This is a genomic window from Arthrobacter sp. Cza30 (genome assembly GCF_059090765.1).
Genome location: NZ_JBNHGA010000001.1, coordinates 516,633 through 534,773 on the forward strand (window position 1 = coordinate 516,633; position 18,141 = coordinate 534,773).

An 18,141-nucleotide genomic window follows, 5' to 3' on the forward strand; every position below is an offset into this window, starting at 1 on the left:
CCTCCAGTTCGGCGCCATAGCCGGTGTCGGGTCGCATCGGCCGTGATGAGACGGTACGAGCGTAATGTGTCGGTTCTGTTTCACCTACATGCCTGTGAAGGAACGTGACCCAATCGGAACGGGTTGTCCGATCGCGTTCCGGGAGCGGGAATGAATCGCCCGCCGCGCCGCTTAGAATCGAGTACGGAGCGTCACGAGCGCACCGGCCGTCGCCGTCCACCCCCGAGAACGCGCGCCGCGCGCGCAGGAGACCCCATGGAGCACAACGACCCCTTCGGCTTCGTCGGACTGACCTACGACGACGTGCTGCTGCTGCCCGGGCACACCGACGTCATCCCCAGCGAGGCCGACACGTCGTCACGCGTCACGCGCCGCATCACCGTCGCGACCCCGCTCATCTCGAGCGCCATGGACACCGTCACAGAGGCGCGGATGGCGATCGCCATCGCCCGCGAGGGCGGGCTCGGCATCATCCACCGGAATCTGTCCATCGAGGACCAGGCCGCGATGGTCGACCGCGTCAAGCGCAGCGAGTCCGGCATGATCACCGACCCGATCACCACGACGCCCGACGCCACGGTCGAGGAAGTCGACGCGCTCTGCGCGCAGTACCGGATCTCGGGGCTTCCGGTCGTCGACGCCGACGGACGCCTGGTGGGAATCATCACCAACCGCGACATGCGCTTCGTCTCGGGCTTCGAGCGCCAGACCACGAAGGTCCGCGACGTCATGACGAGCGAGAACCTCGTCACCGGTCGCGTCGGCATCAGTGCCGGCGAGGTCATCGCGCTGTTCGCCCAGCACCGCGTCGAGAAGCTCCCTCTCATCGACGACGAGGGCAAGCTCGCCGGTCTCATCACCATCAAGGACTTCGACAAGAGCGAGAAGTACCCCCTCGCCACGAAGGACGAGCACGGACGCCTGCGCGTGGGCGCCGCCATCGGCTTCTTCGGCGACGCCTGGCAGCGCGCCGAGGCGCTCCGCGACGCGGGTGTCGACGTGATCGTCGTCGACACCGCCAACGGCCAGTCCGCGGGCGTCATCGACATCGTCCGCCGACTCAAGGCCGACCCGAGCTTCGAGCACATCGACGTCATCGGCGGCAACGTCGCCACGCGCGAGGGCGCCCAGGCGCTCATCGATGCCGGCGTCGACGCCGTCAAGGTGGGGGTCGGGCCGGGCTCGATCTGCACCACCCGCGTCGTCGCGGGCGTCGGCGTGCCCCAGGTGACCGCCGTGTACGAGGCGTCCCTCGCCGCGCGCGAGGCGGGTGTGCCGGTGATCGCCGACGGCGGCCTCCAGTACTCCGGCGACATCGCCAAGGCGCTCGTCGCCGGTGCCGACACCGTGATGCTCGGCTCCCTGCTGGCCGGCACCGACGAGTCGCCGGGCGAGATCGTCTTCCAGGGCGGCAAGCAGTTCAAGCAGTACCGCGGCATGGGCTCGCTCGGGGCGCTGCAGACCCGCGGCAAGAAGACCTCCTACTCGAAGGACCGCTACTTCCAAGCGGACGTCCCCAGCGACGACAAGCTGATCCCCGAGGGCATCGAGGGTCAGGTCGCGTACCGCGGCCCGGTGTCGGCGGTGGCGTACCAGCTGGTGGGCGGACTGCGGCAGTCGATGTTCTACGTCGGCGCTCGCACGATCGAGGAGCTCAAGGCCAAGGGCAAGTTCGTCCGCATCACCCCCGCGGGTCTGAAGGAATCGCACCCGCACGACGTGCAGATCGTCGTCGAGGCGCCGAACTACAAGCGCTGACCTGGAGCGGATGCCGCGTCATTCCCCGCGGCGTCCGACTCTTCGCGTGGATCGGCCGAGCCCTCGGTAGCCTGAGCGCATGATCAGGCAGCGACAGCATCCGGACGCCACCCAGGCGACCACGCGGCTGGAAGCGTTCACCGACGGCGTCTTCGCGATCGCGGCGACGCTGCTCGTTCTCGACCTGACGACGCACGAGCTCGGAAAGGTCGATTCCGACGCGCAGCTGTGGAGCAGGCTCGGCGGGATGGGCGAGCTCTTCCTCAACTTCGCGCTGAGCTTCGTGCTGCTGTGCCTGCTGTGGATGGTGCATGTGCAGCAGTTCGCGCACATCGCCCGGGTGGACGCGACGCTGACATGGCTGAACAGCGCGCGGCTGCTGTTCATCGTGCTGGTGCCGTTCGCGACCGGCCTGACGACGCAGTACTCCGAGTACGTCGCGGGGCGCCTCGCGATGCCGGTGGCCTTCTTCCTCGCGATCCTGTTCAGCTGGGTCCAGTGGCAGTGGGCCCGGGCGCACCGCGAGACGCTGATGCCCGACATGGGCGAGGCGGAAGCCGTGGCATCCGGTCGGGGGGCGCTCAGCGCGCTGCTGATCGCCGGCGTCGTCGTCGTGCTGGCCCCGTGGGTGGGGTCCGTGGCGTTCCTGCTGTTCGCCCTCGACGGCCTGCTCACCCGCGCCCTGCAGGGGAAGAGCGCCTAGCCTCCGCGACGGGTCTTCCGCGCGTCTGCGGCCGGTCGTATGTTGGCGGCATGTGCCGGAACATCCACACGCTCCACAACTTCGAGCCCGCCGCGACCTCGGATGAGGTCCACGCCGCCGCGCTCCAGTACGTGCGCAAGATCGCGGGCACGACGAAGCCCTCGAAGGCCAACGAGGAGGCGTTCAACCGTGCAGTGCATGACATCGCGCACGCCACGCAGCACCTCCTCGCCGACCTCGTGACGACGGCGCCGCCGAAGAACCGCGAGGAGGAGGCGGCGAAGGCCCGCGAGCGCGCCATCAAGTCCGGCCGCTACGCCGTCGCCTGATCCCGCGTTCCGGGAACCCGGATTCGGATCACCGCCTCGGATTCGGATTCCCCGCGCTGAGGCATCCGAATCCAGACATCCCATCCGAATCCGTGACCCCGATCCGGATCCGCGCCGGTGACCCTGTCGCTGAGGACAAGCGCGGCGACGAGAGGTCGCTCGCGCCTGACCCGCCCGACCCGCTAGTCTGGTCGGCTCCCTCGGCGACCCCGCCAGTGAGCAGACAGGGATCACCGTGGGGTACATCGACATCGCCGCCGTCTCGTTCGTGCTTCCGGACGGGCGGCCACTCCTCGACGACGTCTCGTTCCGCGTCGGCGAGGGCACCACGACGGCGCTCATCGGCCAGAACGGCGCCGGCAAGACGACGCTGCTGCGCATCATCCGCGGCGAGATCGCGGCGCACGGCGGCGTCGTGTCGATCGACGGCGGGCTCGGCGTCATGGACCAGTTCGTCGGTCACGGCGAGGCGGGACAGACCGTCCACGACCTGCTCATCTCCGTCGCGCCGGAGCGCGTCCGCCGGGCCGCTCGCGAGCTGGAGGATGCCGAGGCGGCGATCATCGAGCACGACGACCTCGATACGCAGATGCGCTACGCCGGCGCGATCGCCGACTACGCCGAGGCGGGCGGATACGAGTACGAGACCGTCTGGGACACGTGCACGACCGCGGCGCTCGGCATCCCGTTCTCGCGAGCCCGCTTCCGGGAGCTGACGAGCCTGTCCGGCGGCGAGCAGAAGCGTCTCGCCCTCGAGGCGCTGCTGCGCGGACCGGACGAGGTGCTGCTGCTGGACGAGCCGGACAACTACCTGGATGTGCCCGGCAAGCGCTGGCTCGAGGAGCGTCTGCGGGAGACGCCGAAGACGGTGCTGCTGGTCTCTCACGACCGCGAGCTGTTGGCGCGGACGGCGGACCGCATCGTGACGCTCGAAGCGGGTGGGGCCGGCAGCACGGCGTGGGTGCACGGCGGCGGCTTCGCGACGTATCACCGAGCGCGGGACGAGCGGATGGCGCGCCTTGACGAGCTGCGCCGGCGCTGGGACGAGCAGCACGCCAAGCTCAAGGCGCTCGTCGCCGACCTCAAGGTCAAGGCGGCCGCCAACGACGGATTCGCGTCCCGGTACCGCGCGGCGCAGACGCGACTGCGGATGTTCGAGGAGGCCGGTCCGCCTCTCGAGCGGCCGAAGGAGCAGGAGCTGGACGTGCGTCTGCGAGGCGCTCGCACCGGACGCCGCGCTGTCGTCGCCGAGCAGCTCGAGCTGACGGGGCTCATGCGACCGTTCGACCTCGAGGTCTGGTTCGGCGATCGCGTGGCCGTGCTCGGCTCCAACGGCTCCGGCAAGTCGCACTTCCTGCGGCTCCTCGCGCGAGGTGGAACCGACCCCGACGGCCGCCTCGGGCACGTCACGACCACAGGAGCGGGGCTCGAACCCGTGACGCACTCCGGCCGGGCGGTCCTGGGAGCGCGCGTCGTGCCGGGATGGTTCGCCCAGACGCACCGGCATCCCGAGTTCGCCGGGCGGACTCTCCTGGACATCCTGCACCGCGGCGAGGACGCGCGGCAAGGACTGCCGCGGGATGCCGCCAGCAGCGCCCTGGACCGCTACGGACTCGTCGCGCAGGCCGAGCAGGTGTTCGACAGCCTGTCCGGAGGGCAGCAGGCGCGGTTCCAGATCCTGCTGCTGGAGCTGTCGGGAGCGACGCTGCTGCTGCTCGACGAGCCGACCGACAACCTCGATCTGGTGTCGGCCGAGGCGCTGCAGGACGCGCTCGCCCGGTTCGAGGGCACGGTGCTCGCCGTGACCCACGACCGGTGGCTCGCCCGATCCTTCGACCGGTTCCTCGTGTTCGGCTCCGACGGCCGGGTGTTCGAGTCGGATCAGCCGGTCTGGGACGAGGCGCGCGTCGTGCGCCAGCGGTGACCCCTGCTCGCCTGATCCCGCGTGAGTCGCGCGCGCGTCCCGCCCACTCCGGGGTTCGGATCACCGCCTCGGATTCGGATGCCCCGCGCTGAGGCATCCGAATCCACGCATCGCATCCGAATCCGAGTGCGCTCACTGGGCGCCGTACCAGCGCCGCCGCGCCGCCGCGCCGTCGCGCCGTCGCGCCGCGGCCCAGTCCTGGATTCGGATCATGGCCTCGGATGCGGATGCTGCACGCCGGTCTGTCCGAATGCGCGGACCGGGTCCGAATCCGTGTGGAGGAGGGCGCACGGACGCGCCGCGGCATCCGAAACCCCGGCCGGTAGGCTGGGGACGTGAGCATGGACATCGAACTCGGTCGCGCCAAGCGCGCGCGTCGCGCCTACACGTTCGACGACATCGCGGTGGTGCCGTCGCGGCGCACGCGCAACCCCGAGGATGTCTCCACCACGTGGACGATCGACGCGTTCAGCTTCGACATCCCGGTGCTGGGCGCCCCGATGGATTCCGTCGTAAGCCCTCGCACCGCCATCATGCTCGGTCAGCTCGGCGGCCTGGGCGTCCTCGACCTCGAAGGTCTGTGGACGCGCTACGACGACCCCGAGCCGCTCCTGGACGAGATCGCCCGTCTCGACAAGGGCGACGCGACGCGACGCATGCAGGAGCTCTACGCCGAGCCGATCAAGCCCGAGCTCGTGCGCGACCGGCTCGCCGAGATCCGCGCGGCGGGCGTCACGGTCGCCGGCGCGCTCACCCCCCAACGCACGCAGGAGCTGTACGAGACGGTCGTCGCGGCGGGCGTGGACCTGTTCGTCATCCGCGGCACGACGGTCTCGGCCGAGCACGTCTCGAGCGTCGACCAGCCCCTCAACCTCAAGAAGTTCATCTACGACCTCGACGTGCCGGTCATCGTCGGCGGCGCCGCGACGTACACCGCCGCGCTGCACCTCATGCGCACCGGCGCCGCCGGGGTCCTGGTGGGCTTCGGCGGAGGAGCGGCCTCGACCACCCGCGCCACGCTCGGCATCCACGCGCCCATGGCGACCGCGGTGGCCGACGTCGCCGCGGCGCGCCGCGACTACCTCGACGAGTCGGGCGGGCGGTACGTGCACGTCATCGCCGACGGCGGCGTCGGCACCTCCGGTGAACTCGTCAAGGCGCTCGCGATGGGCGCCGACGCGGTCATGCTCGGCGTGGCGCTCGCGCGCGCGACGGATGCCCCGGGCCAGGGCTACCACTGGGGACCCGAAGCCCACCACGCCAAGCTCCCGCGGGGACGCCGCGTGAAGGTCGACCAGGTCGCGCCGCTCGAGGAGATCCTCTACGGCCCCGCGCCTGTCGCGGACGGCACCGCGAACCTCATCGGAGCCCTCCGCAAGTCGATGGCGACGACCGGGTATTCCGACCTCAAGGAGTTCCAGCGCGTCGAGGTCGTCGTCGCGCCGTACTCCGCGGGATGACGCAGCCGTGACCGACCCTTCCCCCGGCAGCGGCGGCGGACTCGCCGAACCCGAGGTCTTCCCGCCGACGCTGCGCGAGGTGATGCTCCGGCCGCAGTGGATCGGGCTGCTGCTGCTGTGCCTGGTGGTGGCAGGAGTCTTCGCGTGGCTGGGGCAATGGCAGCTGTCGCGGGCGATCGACACGAACCCCCCGCCTGCCGGCGCGACGGAGGAGGTGCGCCGGCTCGCCGACGTCGTGGAGCCGGGAGCGTATCTCCCCGGCCCCCTGGTCGGGCAGCGGGTCGAGGCATCCGGCTCGTGGGTGCCCGGCGACTTCCTCATCGTGGCGTCGCGGTTCAACGACGGCGTCGAGGGCTACTGGGTCACCGGCCAGCTCCGGCTCGCGGGCACCGACCGGCCGATCTCGCTCGCGGTCGCCCTCGGCTGGGCGGCCAGCGAGGCCGAGGCGCGTGCGGCGGTCGAGCGATTGGATGTCGAAGATGGCGGCGTCGTGGAGGTCACCGGGCGGCTGATCTCCGACGAAGGCCCGCAGCCGCCGCCGGCCGGCGCCGATCCGCAGACCATGACGCGGATGTCACCGGCGGCGCTGCTCGGCCGCTGGCATGACGTCGAGGGCCTCGAGGTGTACCGGCCGTACCTGGCCTCGACGGAGCCGTTCGGCGGGCTCACCGCGATCTCGTCTCCCGCGCCCGAGGAGCAGTCGAACGTCAACTGGCTGAACATCTTCTACGCCGCCGAGTGGGCGGTGTTCGCCGGCTTCGCGTTCTATCTCTGGTACCGCCTGGCGCGGGATGCCTGGGAGAAGGAGGTCGAAGACCTCGAGGACCTCGCGCGCGGCGACGAGCTCGAACCCGGCGAGGAGCCCCGTCCCGAGGCATCCTGACCCGGCGCCGCAGCCGCGGCGAGGGCATCCCGACGGGAAGGCGCCCGGAATCCCGCGGGTAGACTGGTCGCATGCCCCGCGAACCCAAGCTCGCCTCGTTCCCGGCGATCCGCGGAGCCCTGAAGTTCTACCAGATCTGCTCGATCATCACCGGCATCGGTCTGCTGCTGCTCGTCGCCGAGATGATCCTCAAGTACACGCCGCTGCACGTCGAGCTGTTCGCCGGCGGATCGGGCGGCATCCTCTGGCTCGCGCCGGTCATCGCCGGACCCACGTGCGAGTGGTGGTCGCTGTTCGCGCCGATGACCAATGACTGCGAGATGATCTCCACCGGCGACGGGTTCAACATCTCGCTGTTCATCCTCGTCGCGCACGGCTGGTTCTACGTCGTCTACCTCTTCTCGTGCTTCCGGGTCTGGAGCCTCATGCGGTGGCCCTTCGGCCGCTTCCTGCTGCTCGCACTCGGCGGCATCGTCCCGCTGCTGTCGTTCTTCATGGAGGCCCGCGTCGCCCGCGACGTCCGCGGCTACCTCCAGCGCCGCGAGGCCGACCGCGTCGGCCGCGGTGCCCCCACCGACACCCCCGCCCCCCCTATCCCGACGGAGACCCCGCGTTGACCGAACAGACCGAGACCTCCCAGCGCCCCGTCCTGGTCGTGGACTTCGGCGCCCAGTACGCGCAGCTGATCGCCCGACGCGTGCGTGAAGCCGGCGTCTACAGCGAGATCGTGCCGCACACCGCCAGCGCCGAGGAGATCGCCGCCAAGAGCCCGGTGGGCATCATCCTGTCCGGTGGCCCGTCGTCGGTGTACGAGGACGGCGCCCCGTCGCTGGACACCGGCGTGTTCGACCTCGGCGTGCCCACGCTGGGCATCTGCTACGGCTTCCAGTACATGGCTCAGCACCTGGGCGGCGAGGTCGCACACACCGGGCTTCGCGAGTACGGCGCGACCGACGCGACCATCGTCACCGAGGGAACGCTGCTGGAGGGGCAGCCGGCCGAGCAGAACGTGTGGATGAGCCACGGCGACCAGGTCGCGCGCGCCCCCGAGGGGTTCGACGTGCTGGCCCGCACGGCCGCCACCCCCGTCGCCGCGTTCGCCAACGATTCCCGCCGGCTCTACGGGGTGCAGTGGCATCCGGAGGTCAAGCACTCCGACTACGGCCAGCGCGTGCTCGAGAACTTCCTGCACAAGGCCGCGGGTCTTCCCGCGGACTGGAACAGCGGCAACGTCATCGCCGAGCAGGTCGAGCGCATCCGCGCGCAGATCGGCAGCGGCCGCGTGATCTCGGCGCTGTCGGGCGGCGTGGACTCCGCTGTGTCGACCGCGCTGGTGCACAAGGCGGTCGGCGACCAGCTGACGGCGATCTTCGTCGACCACGGCCTGCTGCGGAAGGGCGAGCGCGAGCAGGTCGAGAACGACTACGTCGCCTCGACCGGCGTGCGCCTGATCACGATCGACGCGCGCGAGCAGTTCCTCAACGCTCTCGAGGGGGTCAGCGACCCCGAGCAGAAGCGCAAGATCATCGGACGCGAGTTCATCCGCGCGTTCGAGGCCGCAGAGCGCGAGCTCGTCGCGGAGGCCGAAGCCGACGGCGAGCCGATCCGGTTCCTCGTGCAGGGCACCCTGTACCCCGACGTCGTCGAGTCCGGCGGCGGTGCCGGCACCGCGAACATCAAGAGCCACCACAACGTCGGCGGCCTCCCCGAGGACCTGCAGTTCGAGCTCGTCGAGCCGCTGCGCACCCTGTTCAAGGACGAGGTGCGCGCGATCGGCCGCGAGTTGGGCCTGCCCGAGGCGATCGTCGGCCGCCAGCCGTTTCCGGGCCCCGGCCTCGGCATCCGGATCGTGGGTGAGGTCACCGCTGACCGCCTCGAGATTCTGCGTGAGGCCGACGCCATCGCCCGGGCCGAGCTGACGAAGGCGGGACTGGACGCCGAGATCTGGCAGTGCCCCGTCGTGCTCCTGGCCGACGTGCGATCGGTCGGCGTCCAGGGCGACGGCCGCACGTACGGCCACCCGATCGTGCTGCGCCCCGTGTCGTCCGAGGACGCCATGACAGCGGACTGGACGCGACTGCCGTACGACGTCCTCGCTCGCATCTCCAACCGCATCACCAACGAGGTGCGCGAGGTCAACCGGGTCGTTCTCGACGTCACGTCGAAGCCACCGGGCACCATCGAGTGGGAGTGAACGTGAGGGATGCCTCGGACCGTCGTCCGAGGCATCCGTCGTTCCCGCTCCCTTCGGTCTTCGGCATCGGGGAAGCAGCGACCGGAGGCTCAGCAACGCGCGCAGCAAGGTGTACGGGAGGATGGGAGGCGTGACGCAGTTTCCGGATGCCGAGTACCTGATCCTCTCGAGCCGGCTCATCCCCGATCATGACGGGGGCTACGGCCTCGCCGTGCTCGCGCGGGCCCGCCAGATGGCGGCCGCGGGTGCCCACGACGGGCGCGGGCCGCTCATCCTCACCTTCGATCCGGGCTCGGCGGCGGACCACGCCCGTCACCGCAGGGCCTTCTTCGAGCGCGAGCTCATCGTCGATCCGGAGCGCATGCGGAACCTCTTCGACGAGGCGGCGGCGCCCGGCGGCGGTGCCGCGGACTGGCTGCGCGCCGCGGCGGCACCCGGAACGCCCGACCCCGCGCTGGAGTATCGTCGCGTCGACGATGCGGACGGCCGACCGGTCGTGGGCATCCCGGTCATCCACGGCGATCCCGACTGGCACATCACGACGGCCCCCGTCGCGGTGTACGACGCGGGCGGCGGCGTCGTCGGCGTTGTGGCCGGGTTCGGGGCGCTGTACCGGGCGTGGCTCGAGCACGTGGTGGCCGAGCTGCATGCGGCGAACGGCGACAAGCCCGTCGTCGTGGTCTGCGAGTCGCGGCAGCTCGGCGAGCTGATCGCGGGCTGGAGCGATCCCGGTGTGCGGCTGATCCACGCGATCCACACGATCCACCTCGAGCCGCCGTACACGCCGGATGCCCCGGTGAACGCCCTGTGGGATCGCTGGTTCAGCATGGCCGAGCGCTTCGACGCCGTGCTGTGGCTCAGCGAATCGCAGCGGACCGATGTGGTGCAGCGCTTCGGCGGCGAAGGCGTCCACCTCGTGATCCCGGCGGGCGTGCCGGCGGCCTCGTCGGTGACGCCGAGCTCGGAACGGGACCGCGGGCGGGTCGTCATGCTCAATCGCCTCGCGCCCGGCAAGCGCGTCGACCACGCGATCCGTGCGTTCAAGACGGTCCTCGAATCGGTGCCGGAGGCGACGCTCGACATCTACGGCGGCGGCGCCGAGCACGACCGCCTGCAGGCCCTCATCGACGAGGAGCACCTCGGGGCGCACGTGGTGCTCCGCGGGATCACCGACACCCCCGGGAAGGTGCTCGACGAGGCATCCGCGTTCCTCACCACGTCCGCGTTCGAGGGCCAGGCGCTCGCGATCGTCGAGGCGATGGTGCACGGGTGCCCGGTCATCGCGTACGACGTGCGCTATGGGCCGCGAGACCACCTGGCAAATGGCGGCGGGGTGCTCGTCCCCGACGGCGACATCGACGCGCTCGCCGCGGCGATCGTGCGGGTGATCCAGGACCCCGAGGAGCACGCGCGCCTCTCGCGCGAGGCCGCCCAGATGGCGCGGCGAGTCGACCCGGACCGCGTCACCGAGTCGCTCGCACAGGCCGTGCGGGACGTCCTCGCCGCGCCGTCCCGGCGGGCCTAGGCCCGGGGCGCGGCTCGGGAACCGGCGGCCGTGCATAACGCAGGCTCGGGGCGGCATATCGGCGGCGTGCCGCGCGTGACGGCTCGATCTGCCTGAGTTGCGCGCACCCGAGGTCGGCGAGGACGGCGCGCTCCGCTGAGGGCGGAGCCGCCCGGAGCGGAAGCGGATGCGGCCGCACGGCAGGCGGCGCAGGCTGGGCGCATGGCAGAAGAAGGTAAGATCCCCCAGTTCGGCGCCGAGGAGCGCCGCGAGCTCTTCCGGCAGCGGGTCCTCGTGCTCGATGGGCCGCTGGACGACGACAACGGCACGCTGATCGCGACCCAGCTGCTGGCGCTGGCGGCCGAGGACGAGGCATCCGACATCGCGCTGTGGATCCACTCGCCGGGCGGCTCGGTGCCGTCGATGCTCGCGATCCGCGACATCATGCGACTGATTCCCAACGACGTCGCGACCCTCGCCCTGGGCCTCGCCTGCAGCGCCGGGCAGTTCCTGCTATCGGCGGGCACGAAAGGAAAGCGGCGGGCGCTGCCGCACGCCCGCATCCTCATGCACCAGGGGTCGTCCGGCATCGCCGGTTCCGCCGTGGACGTCGAGGTGCAGGCCGACGACCTCCGGTACACACGCGACACCGTCCTCGGGCTCGTCGCCGAGGACACCGGCCAGAGCATCGACCGGATCTTCGAGGACTCGCTGCACGACCGCTGGTACACCGCAGCGCAGGCGCTCGACTACGGCTTCATCGACGGCATCGTCGACGACTTCGCGCAGGTCGTGCCCCGCCGCCGGCGTCCTGCGGGGCTCGGCGTTCCGGCCGAGCGCACCAGCGAGGTGGCGGCATGAGCTCGTACACGATCCCCAACGTCGTCGCGCAGCATCCGCGCGGCGAACGAATCATGGATGTCTACTCGCATCTTCTCGCCGAGCGGGTGGTGTACCTCGGCACCGCCATCGACGCCGGCGTCGCGAACGCCCTCATCGCCCAGCTGCTGCATCTGGATGCCGACAGCCCCGAGCGCGACATCCAGCTCTACATCAACTGCGAGGGCGGCGACCCGGCGGCGATGCTGGCCGTGTACGACACGATGCAGCACGTGCGCCCGGATGTCGCGACGACGTGCGTCGGGCAGGCGATCGGTGTCGGCGCGGTGCTGCTGGCGAGCGGGGCCGCGGGCAAGCGGTCGGTGCTGCCGCATGCGCGCGTCGTGCTGCATCAGCCTGCCGGGCAGGGGCGGGGAGCCATTCCCGACCTGATCCTGCAGGCCGACGAGCTGGTGCGCGTGCGAGGGGACGTGGAGGCGATCCTGGCACGGCACACCGGACAGGATGCCGCGAAGCTGCGGGCCGACACCGACCGCGATCGAATCTTCACCGCTGCCGACGCGGTCGCATACGGCCTGGCGGACCACGTGCTCACCGCGCGCTGAGCCGGCGCCGCTGCGCACAACTCAGGCTGGATGCCGCACGTGGCCGCATCCGCGACACGCCGGGACCGTTCTGCCTGAGTGATGCGCACGTGCCCGCGGGTGATCCGGCGAGGGTCCGTGCCGCGGCTCAGCCTTCGCGGTGGCGGGGACGCGGCAGCCGCCTGCGACTGCGGCGTCGCCGCCTCGTCGGCCGCCGCTTCGGCCGAGTTCGGGCATTCGGTTCACGCGTGAGCGGCGGCGCGCACGGCGGCGGCGACCTCGGCGGGCGAGCCGCGCCAGGGTGCGCCGTGGCCGGGCAGCACCCACTCGGCATCGAGGTTGCCGAGCCGGTCGAGCGACGCGAGAGCCTCGTCCGGCTCGTCGGTGAACGGCGCCGGCTGCAGCCCCTGCCGTCCGGTGAGCACGTGGCGCGTGGTCAGTGCGTCGCCGACGAACACCGCCCGCGCGACCGGCAGGTGCACCGCGATGCTGCCGGGGGAGTGGCCGGGAAGAGCGATGACCCGGGGCGCCCCCGGAAGGTCGAGCACATCCCCGTCGCCGGTCTCGACGACCTCGGAGAGATACCGCGGACGCATCCCGCCCTTGCGCAGCGCGTACGCGAAGAACCGGGCGGTCGCCCCGAACCGCATGGGGCCGATCGCCGTCTTCGGCTTGTCGCCGCCCCGTGCTCGATCCGCGTCGGCGGCGTGCACGTACACCGGGATGCCACGCTCGAGACGCAGTCGCTCGGCGAAGCCGATGTGGTCGCTGTCGCCGTGGGTGAGGACGATGCCCTTGACGTCGTCGAGCGGGCGGCCCAGCTCCGCGAGCTCTCGTTCCAGCTCGCGCCAGTGGCCCGGCAGGCCGGCGTCGATGATCGTGATGCCCTCGGGCAGCACGACGAGATACGCCGCCACGATGTCGTTGCCGATGCGGTGCAGGTGCGGTCCGAGTCGCATGTGGTTCCCTCCGGTTGTGCATGGCTATGCTACGTAGCTATGATGGCTTACGTCAATAGCCATCGGAGGGACTCGGATGCCGACGCCAGAGCGCACCACCCTGCCCGAGATCGTCGCCGCCGGTCGGGCGCTGCTGGAGTCGGGCGGTCTCGGGCGGATCACCATGCAGGCGGTCGCCGAGCGCGTGGGCGTCCGTGCGCCGTCGCTCTACAAGCGGGTGCGCGACCGGGACGCCCTCGTGCTCTTGGTCGCGGAGGCGACGGCGGACGACCTCGCCGGCCGGCTGGCGGCATCCGATCGCTCGCTCGCGTCGCTCGCGCGGGCGTACCGGGCCTTCGCGCATGAGTTCCCGGAGGGGTTCCGCCTGCTGTTCGCCGTGGACGGCGCCGCCGATGCGATGGGCCGCGCGGCTGCTCCGGTGCTCGAGGCGGCACGCACGCTCGTCGGCGAGGAGCGTGCGCTGGATGCCGCGCGCCTGGTGACGGCGTGGGCGACGGGGTTCCTCAACATGGAGCTGGCAGGCGCGTTCCGTCTGGGCGGCGACGTCGACGAGGCCTTCGAGTACGGGCTGGAACGGCTCGAGGCGGGCCTGCGCGGCTGACGAGCGCCGGCCGCAGCCCGGTCAGCGCGCTCCCGGCCACTCCCGCCCCGCCCATGGGTCGTAGTCCGCGATGAGCTCCTCCTGCGGTGGGCGCTTCGACTCCGGCACGTGCTGCAGGTTCACGCGAACCCGGTACCAGAGGGAGCTCGACCCGCGCATGCCGTCCACCAGCACATCGGCGGGATGCAGCTGCTCGGCGACCGCGCGGTGACGTGACTTCCACTCCTCGAGGGCGTCGAGCGCCTCGGGCTTCGTCTTCGTTCGGGCGACCTCGATGAGCGGCATCGTCGATCGGCGCCGGCCATCGCCGGCGCCCTCCCCGCGCGGCGGCTTCTCGGCGGGACCGAGCTCATCCGCGAGCCGGAGCAGCCCCTCGAGCGTGCCGACCGCCTCGTTGATCCCGGCATGCGGGTCGCCCACGTCGGCGAAGCGCTCGGGCACGGTCAGCACCGTGAACTCCTCCGGGTGACGCAAGCGCACCTCGTCCCAGTCGAGCGGAGTCGATACGCGGGCGTCCGGCAAGGGGCGGATCGAGTACGCGGATGCCACGGTCCGGTCCTTCGCGTTCTGGTTGAAGTCGACGAACACGCTCTCGCCGCGCTCCTCCTTCCACCACCGCGCAGTCGCCAGCCCCGGGGCGCGGTTCTCGACTTCGCGCGCCAGTGTCTCGGCCGCCAGGCGCACCTGCTTGTAGTCCCAGTGCGGCGCGATGCGGACGAGGATGTGGAGCCCGCGCGATCCGCTCGTCTTCGGCCAGCCGACGAGCCCGACATCGTCGAGCACCTCGCGCGCGACGAAGGCGACGTCGACGATCTGCGACCAATCGACACCGGGCATCGGGTCCAGGTCGATGCGCAGCTCGTCAGGGTGATCGAGGTCCTCGGCGCGCACGGGGTGCGGGTTGAGGTCGAGGCATCCGAGGTTGACGACCCACGCCAGGCCCGCCGCATCCCGGATGACGGCTTCCTCGGCGGAGGTGCCGGAGGCGTAGTGCAGCGTCGCGGTGTCGATGAAGTCGGGGTGGTTCTCGGGCACGCGCTTCTGGAAGAAGGGCTCGGCGTCGATGCCCTTCGGGAAGCGCTTGAGCACCATGGGGCGACCGCCGGCGCCGCGCAGCGCGCCGTCGGCGACCGAGAGGTAGTACCGGACGACGTCGAGCTTGGTGATGCCGGGCTCGGGGAACACGACCTTGTCGGGGCTCGAGATGCGCACCTCGTGCCCGCCGATGTCGAGCGTCTCGGCCGGAGTCTTGGATGGGCTCATGGCGCCGAGGCTAGCCGCGCGGTCCGCACGGCTGCCAGAGCTTGATCCGAAGTGAGGATCGTGTCAGGACGCCAGTGCGTACACGTTCGTGGCCTCGGCCCGCGGCGCTGCGGCCGGTGCCGCGACCGGCTGAGACGTGACCGACGTCAGCTCGACGGAGCCACGGAGATCCTCGGCGACCGCCACGGTCAGATCGACCAGCGTCACGCCGAGGGCGCCGGCGATGGCGGCGATCATCTCACTCGAGGGCTCCTTGAGGCCCCGCTCCACCTCGGAGAGGTACTGCGGCGAGACGCCGGCGCGGCGAGCGGTATCGGCCAGGCGTTCGCGCCGCTCATGCCGGAGTCGCCGCAGCACGTCGCCGAGCGCGTCGCGCCAGAGCGGCTCGGGGTCGCGCGCGGGACGGGACGGCAGGGGGATCAGCTCGGCCATGCGCTCACGCTAGAGCGGATGCCGCCGCATCCGCCACGCGTTCCGCCCACAGCAGAACGGATGCCGCACGTCACCGGGTGAGGTCGGCGAAGTCGGCGAGCGGCACGATCCCCTCCGCCACCCGACGAATCGCCGGATCGGAGGCGACGAGCGCGTCGGCCTGCAGCTTCGCCACCGCCAAGTACTCGGCATCCGCCGTGTCGTCCCACCCGAGCTGGTCGGCGAGCTGCCACGCCACGGCACGCGAGACGCGGTCGCCGAGCAGACGGATCTTCAGCCCGGCGAGGCGTTCGAGCAGCAGGCGCCCCTGCTCGCGGGAGCGTTCGCCGGAGCGCACACTGCGGTACAGCGCCGACAGCGCCTGCGACCGCAGCAGGTTCGGGCCGACGAGGCTGTGCTCGTCGGCGATCCGGATGTCGTCTTCGAGCAGGCGCATCGCCACAGGCAGGTCGATCGCGAACCGGGTCATGCAGCGATGGTGGCACCGGCCGCCGACATCGCACACCTGCATCCCGGAAACGGAAAGGCCGCCCGGCGAGCCGGACGGCCTTTCTGCGGTTCTTCGCGTCAGTCGCTGCCGCGCAGGATGGCGAGGATGCGGAGGATCTCGATGTACAGCCAGACGACCGTCACCATGATGCCGAACGCGCCCAGCCAGCCGTATGCGCGGGGAGCGCCGTTGCGCACGCCCTGCTGAATCTGGTCGAAGTCGAGCACCAGCGAGTACGCCGCCATGATGACGACGAGAACGCCGATGATGACACCCAGCGGGATGCCCATGAACTTCTGGCTCAGCAGGCCGAAGGCGCCGCCGGCGATCGGCGCGTTGAAGAGCATCAGACCGACGTTCACGAGCGAGAACACCAGGTAGCCGACCATCGCGATCATGAAGATCTTGGTCGCACGCGCCGAGGCGCGGATCTTGCCGCTGGCGAAGAGCGCCAGGGTCACACCGACGACCGACAGGGTTCCCAGGGTCGCCTGGAAGACGATGCCGGGCCAGATGAACTCGAAGAAGGCCGAGATGCCACCGACGAAGAGACCCTCGAACGCCGCGTAGGCGAAGATCAGCGCGGGGCGGACCTTCTTGCGCGACGTGAAGATCACGGCGAGGGACAGGACGAAGCCGCCGAGCGCGCCGAGGAGCCACGGAACGATCGAGGGGTTCGGGTTGGCGGCGGTGACGCCGGCCATCGTCCACACCCAGCCGACGCCGGCGGTCACTAGCAGGATGGCGAAGAGGGAGACGGTCTTCCAGACCGAGTCCTCCACCGTCATGCGGTCGGTCTCGATGGCGCCGGCCGGCGGGGCGGCGTACATGCCTTCCAGGTGCGCCTGCGTCGCGGCATCCGTTCCGGCGTGCTGCGCTGCCGCGAACTGCGTCGGCGCAGCGGGCGGAGTCAGCCCGGCAGCCTGCCGACCGCCCGGGTAGGTCTGAACGGCCTTCGGGTCTTGGAAGGCCGGGTTGCTGAACGCGGGGTTGTTGAGGGCCACTGCTCTCACACTCCAAAGTCACGGAAATCCCAGCACGGTGCTGTAAACCCACGATATCGGACCGCCGTGCCGGACGAGAGAGTCTCCTGCTGTGAGACGTCTATGGATTCGTTCGCGCGGGCGGTCAGCACCCCGGATGCCTGCATCCCCGCGGCTACCCTGAGACGGTGCCGCGCCGATCTCCGCTCGTCATCGGGCATCGCGGTGCGCCCGGATATCGCCCCGAGCATTCGCGGTCGTCGTACGAGCTCGCCTTCGCCATGGGCGTGGACGCGGTCGAGCCGGACGTGGTCGTGTCGCGGGACGGCGTGCTCGTCGTGCGGCACGAGAACGAGATCTCGGGGACGACCGATGTCGCGGAGCGGCCGGAGTTCGCCGAGCGCCGCACGACCAAGACGGTCGACGGGGTCTCGATCACGGGGTGGTTCACCGAGGACTTCAGCTGGGCCGAGCTCGCATCGCTGCGGTGCCGCGAGCGCCTGCCCGAGATCAGGCCCGCCAGCGCGAGCTTCGACGATCAGCAGCCGGTGATGCGACTGCGCGAGGTGCTCGATGCGGTGCGCGAGGCGTCGCTCGAGCACGGACGTGAGATCGGCGTCGTGCTCGAGATCAAGCACGCGACCTACTTCGGCTCGCTGGGCTGGGACGTCGCCGCGCTCGTCGAGGCCGAGCTCCGGGAGGCCGGGTGGGCTTCGGGAGAGCTGCCGCTGACCGTCGAGTCGTTCGAGTCCACGGTGCTGTTCGCCCTGCAGGAGCGCGGCATCCCGGCGACCTACGTCTATCTGCTCGAGGCGAAGGGGCGCCCGTCCGATCTCGTCGCGCAGCGGGGCAAGGCCGCGCCGACGTATCGACGGATCGTCTCGCCTGCCGGCCTCGACGACCTCGCCGGCCGGATCGACGGGATCAGCGTCGACAAGCGCATGATCCTCGCGCCCGACCGCCTCGGCCGCCTCACCGGTCCGTCGTCGCTCGTCGCCGATGCGCACGGGCGGGGCCTCGCCGTCTACACATGGACCGCGCGGCCCGAGAACCACTTCCTCATCGGGCAGTTCCGTGGCCGTGGCGGCCCGTCGGCGTTCGGCGACTGGGAGGGGGAGTGGTCGGTGCTCCAGGAGTGCGGCCTCGACGCCGTCTTCGTCGACCACCCCGATCTCGGCGTCGAGTTCTTCCGCAGGTGAACGGCGGGTGACAGCCCGGCGCGCCGTAGGAAGGA

General features: G+C 71.0%; 18 protein-coding genes. 13 read left to right on the forward strand and 5 right to left on the reverse strand.

What is annotated here, in order from left to right; genetic code table 11:
- Positions 1-255: 255 nt before the first annotated feature.
- The 11 genes from guaB (at position 256) to AC5RVZ_RS02270 (ending at position 12,200) form a co-directional block, all read left to right on the forward strand.
- Positions 256-1,758, forward strand: coding sequence for an IMP dehydrogenase (gene guaB, locus AC5RVZ_RS02220; RefSeq protein WP_494064147.1), 1,503 nt, complete (start codon positions 256-258; stop codon positions 1,756-1,758).
- A 79-nt stretch (positions 1,759-1,837) separates the two neighbouring features.
- The gene (locus AC5RVZ_RS02225; RefSeq protein WP_494064148.1) at positions 1,838-2,461 is read left to right on the forward strand and encodes a TMEM175 family protein; all 624 of its coding nucleotides are present in this window, start codon (positions 1,838-1,840) and stop codon (positions 2,459-2,461) included.
- A gap of 50 nt (positions 2,462-2,511) precedes the next feature.
- On the forward strand, positions 2,512-2,790 hold the full coding sequence (locus AC5RVZ_RS02230) for a DUF2277 domain-containing protein (protein WP_494064149.1): 279 nt from the start codon (positions 2,512-2,514) through the stop codon (positions 2,788-2,790).
- 235 nt (positions 2,791-3,025) lie between these two features.
- A complete protein-coding gene (locus AC5RVZ_RS02235; RefSeq protein WP_494064150.1) occupies positions 3,026-4,714 on the forward strand; it encodes an ABC-F family ATP-binding cassette domain-containing protein in 1,689 nt (562 codons plus the stop codon).
- A gap of 341 nt (positions 4,715-5,055) precedes the next feature.
- Positions 5,056-6,174, forward strand: a complete 1,119-nt coding sequence (locus AC5RVZ_RS02240) for a GuaB3 family IMP dehydrogenase-related protein (RefSeq protein ID WP_494064712.1) — start codon at positions 5,056-5,058, stop codon at positions 6,172-6,174.
- An 82-nt stretch (positions 6,175-6,256) separates the two neighbouring features.
- A complete protein-coding gene (locus tag AC5RVZ_RS02245; RefSeq protein WP_494064713.1) occupies positions 6,257-7,057 on the forward strand; it encodes an SURF1 family protein in 801 nt (266 codons plus the stop codon).
- Between the two features lie 71 nt (positions 7,058-7,128).
- Entirely contained in the window at positions 7,129-7,674 is a 546-nt protein-coding gene (locus tag AC5RVZ_RS02250; protein WP_494064151.1) for a DUF3817 domain-containing protein, read from the forward strand.
- Positions 7,671-9,251 (forward strand): glutamine-hydrolyzing GMP synthase, encoded by a 1,581-nt coding sequence (gene guaA, locus AC5RVZ_RS02255; protein ID WP_494064152.1) that lies wholly within the window; start codon positions 7,671-7,673, stop codon positions 9,249-9,251. The genes AC5RVZ_RS02250 and guaA overlap by 4 nt, the downstream gene beginning before the upstream one ends.
- Before the next feature lie 121 nt (positions 9,252-9,372).
- Positions 9,373-10,776, forward strand: coding sequence for a glycosyltransferase (locus tag AC5RVZ_RS02260; RefSeq protein WP_494064153.1), 1,404 nt, complete (start codon positions 9,373-9,375; stop codon positions 10,774-10,776).
- A 201-nt stretch (positions 10,777-10,977) separates the two neighbouring features.
- Positions 10,978-11,616, forward strand: a complete 639-nt coding sequence (locus AC5RVZ_RS02265) for a ClpP family protease (protein WP_494064154.1) — start codon at positions 10,978-10,980, stop codon at positions 11,614-11,616.
- A complete protein-coding gene (locus AC5RVZ_RS02270; RefSeq protein WP_494064155.1) occupies positions 11,613-12,200 on the forward strand; it encodes a ClpP family protease in 588 nt (195 codons plus the stop codon). The genes AC5RVZ_RS02265 and AC5RVZ_RS02270 overlap by 4 nt, the downstream gene beginning before the upstream one ends.
- Positions 12,201-12,421: 221 nt before the next feature.
- Here AC5RVZ_RS02270 and AC5RVZ_RS02275 read toward each other — a convergent pair whose 3' ends face one another.
- Positions 12,422-13,138 (reverse strand): MBL fold metallo-hydrolase, encoded by a 717-nt coding sequence (locus AC5RVZ_RS02275; protein WP_494064156.1) that lies wholly within the window; start codon positions 13,136-13,138, stop codon positions 12,422-12,424.
- Positions 13,139-13,214: 76 nt separating this feature from the next.
- On the opposite strand from AC5RVZ_RS02275, the gene AC5RVZ_RS02280 reads away from it, so the two are divergent.
- Positions 13,215-13,739 (forward strand): TetR/AcrR family transcriptional regulator, encoded by a 525-nt coding sequence (locus AC5RVZ_RS02280; RefSeq protein ID WP_494064157.1) that lies wholly within the window; start codon positions 13,215-13,217, stop codon positions 13,737-13,739.
- 21 nt (positions 13,740-13,760) lie between these two features.
- Here AC5RVZ_RS02280 and ligD read toward each other — a convergent pair whose 3' ends face one another.
- The 4 genes from ligD to AC5RVZ_RS02300 all read right to left on the reverse strand — a co-directional run bounded on the left by ligD (position 13,761) and on the right by AC5RVZ_RS02300 (position 16,928).
- Positions 13,761-15,002, reverse strand: coding sequence for a non-homologous end-joining DNA ligase (gene ligD, locus AC5RVZ_RS02285; RefSeq protein ID WP_494064158.1), 1,242 nt, complete (start codon positions 15,000-15,002; stop codon positions 13,761-13,763).
- Positions 15,003-15,065: 63 nt separating this feature from the next.
- On the reverse strand, positions 15,066-15,434 hold the full coding sequence (locus tag AC5RVZ_RS02290; RefSeq protein WP_494064159.1) for a helix-turn-helix domain-containing protein: 369 nt from the start codon (positions 15,432-15,434) through the stop codon (positions 15,066-15,068).
- A gap of 70 nt (positions 15,435-15,504) precedes the next feature.
- Entirely contained in the window at positions 15,505-15,903 is a 399-nt protein-coding gene (locus tag AC5RVZ_RS02295; RefSeq protein WP_494064160.1) for a type II toxin-antitoxin system VapC family toxin, read from the reverse strand.
- A 98-nt stretch (positions 15,904-16,001) separates the two neighbouring features.
- A complete protein-coding gene (locus AC5RVZ_RS02300) occupies positions 16,002-16,928 on the reverse strand; it encodes a Bax inhibitor-1/YccA family protein (protein ID WP_494064714.1) in 927 nt (308 codons plus the stop codon).
- 167 nt (positions 16,929-17,095) lie between these two features.
- Here AC5RVZ_RS02300 and AC5RVZ_RS02305 point away from each other — a divergent pair, with 167 nt between their 5' ends.
- Positions 17,096-18,106, forward strand: a complete 1,011-nt coding sequence (locus AC5RVZ_RS02305; RefSeq protein WP_494064161.1) for a glycerophosphodiester phosphodiesterase family protein — start codon at positions 17,096-17,098, stop codon at positions 18,104-18,106.
- Positions 18,107-18,141 lie beyond the last annotated feature (35 nt).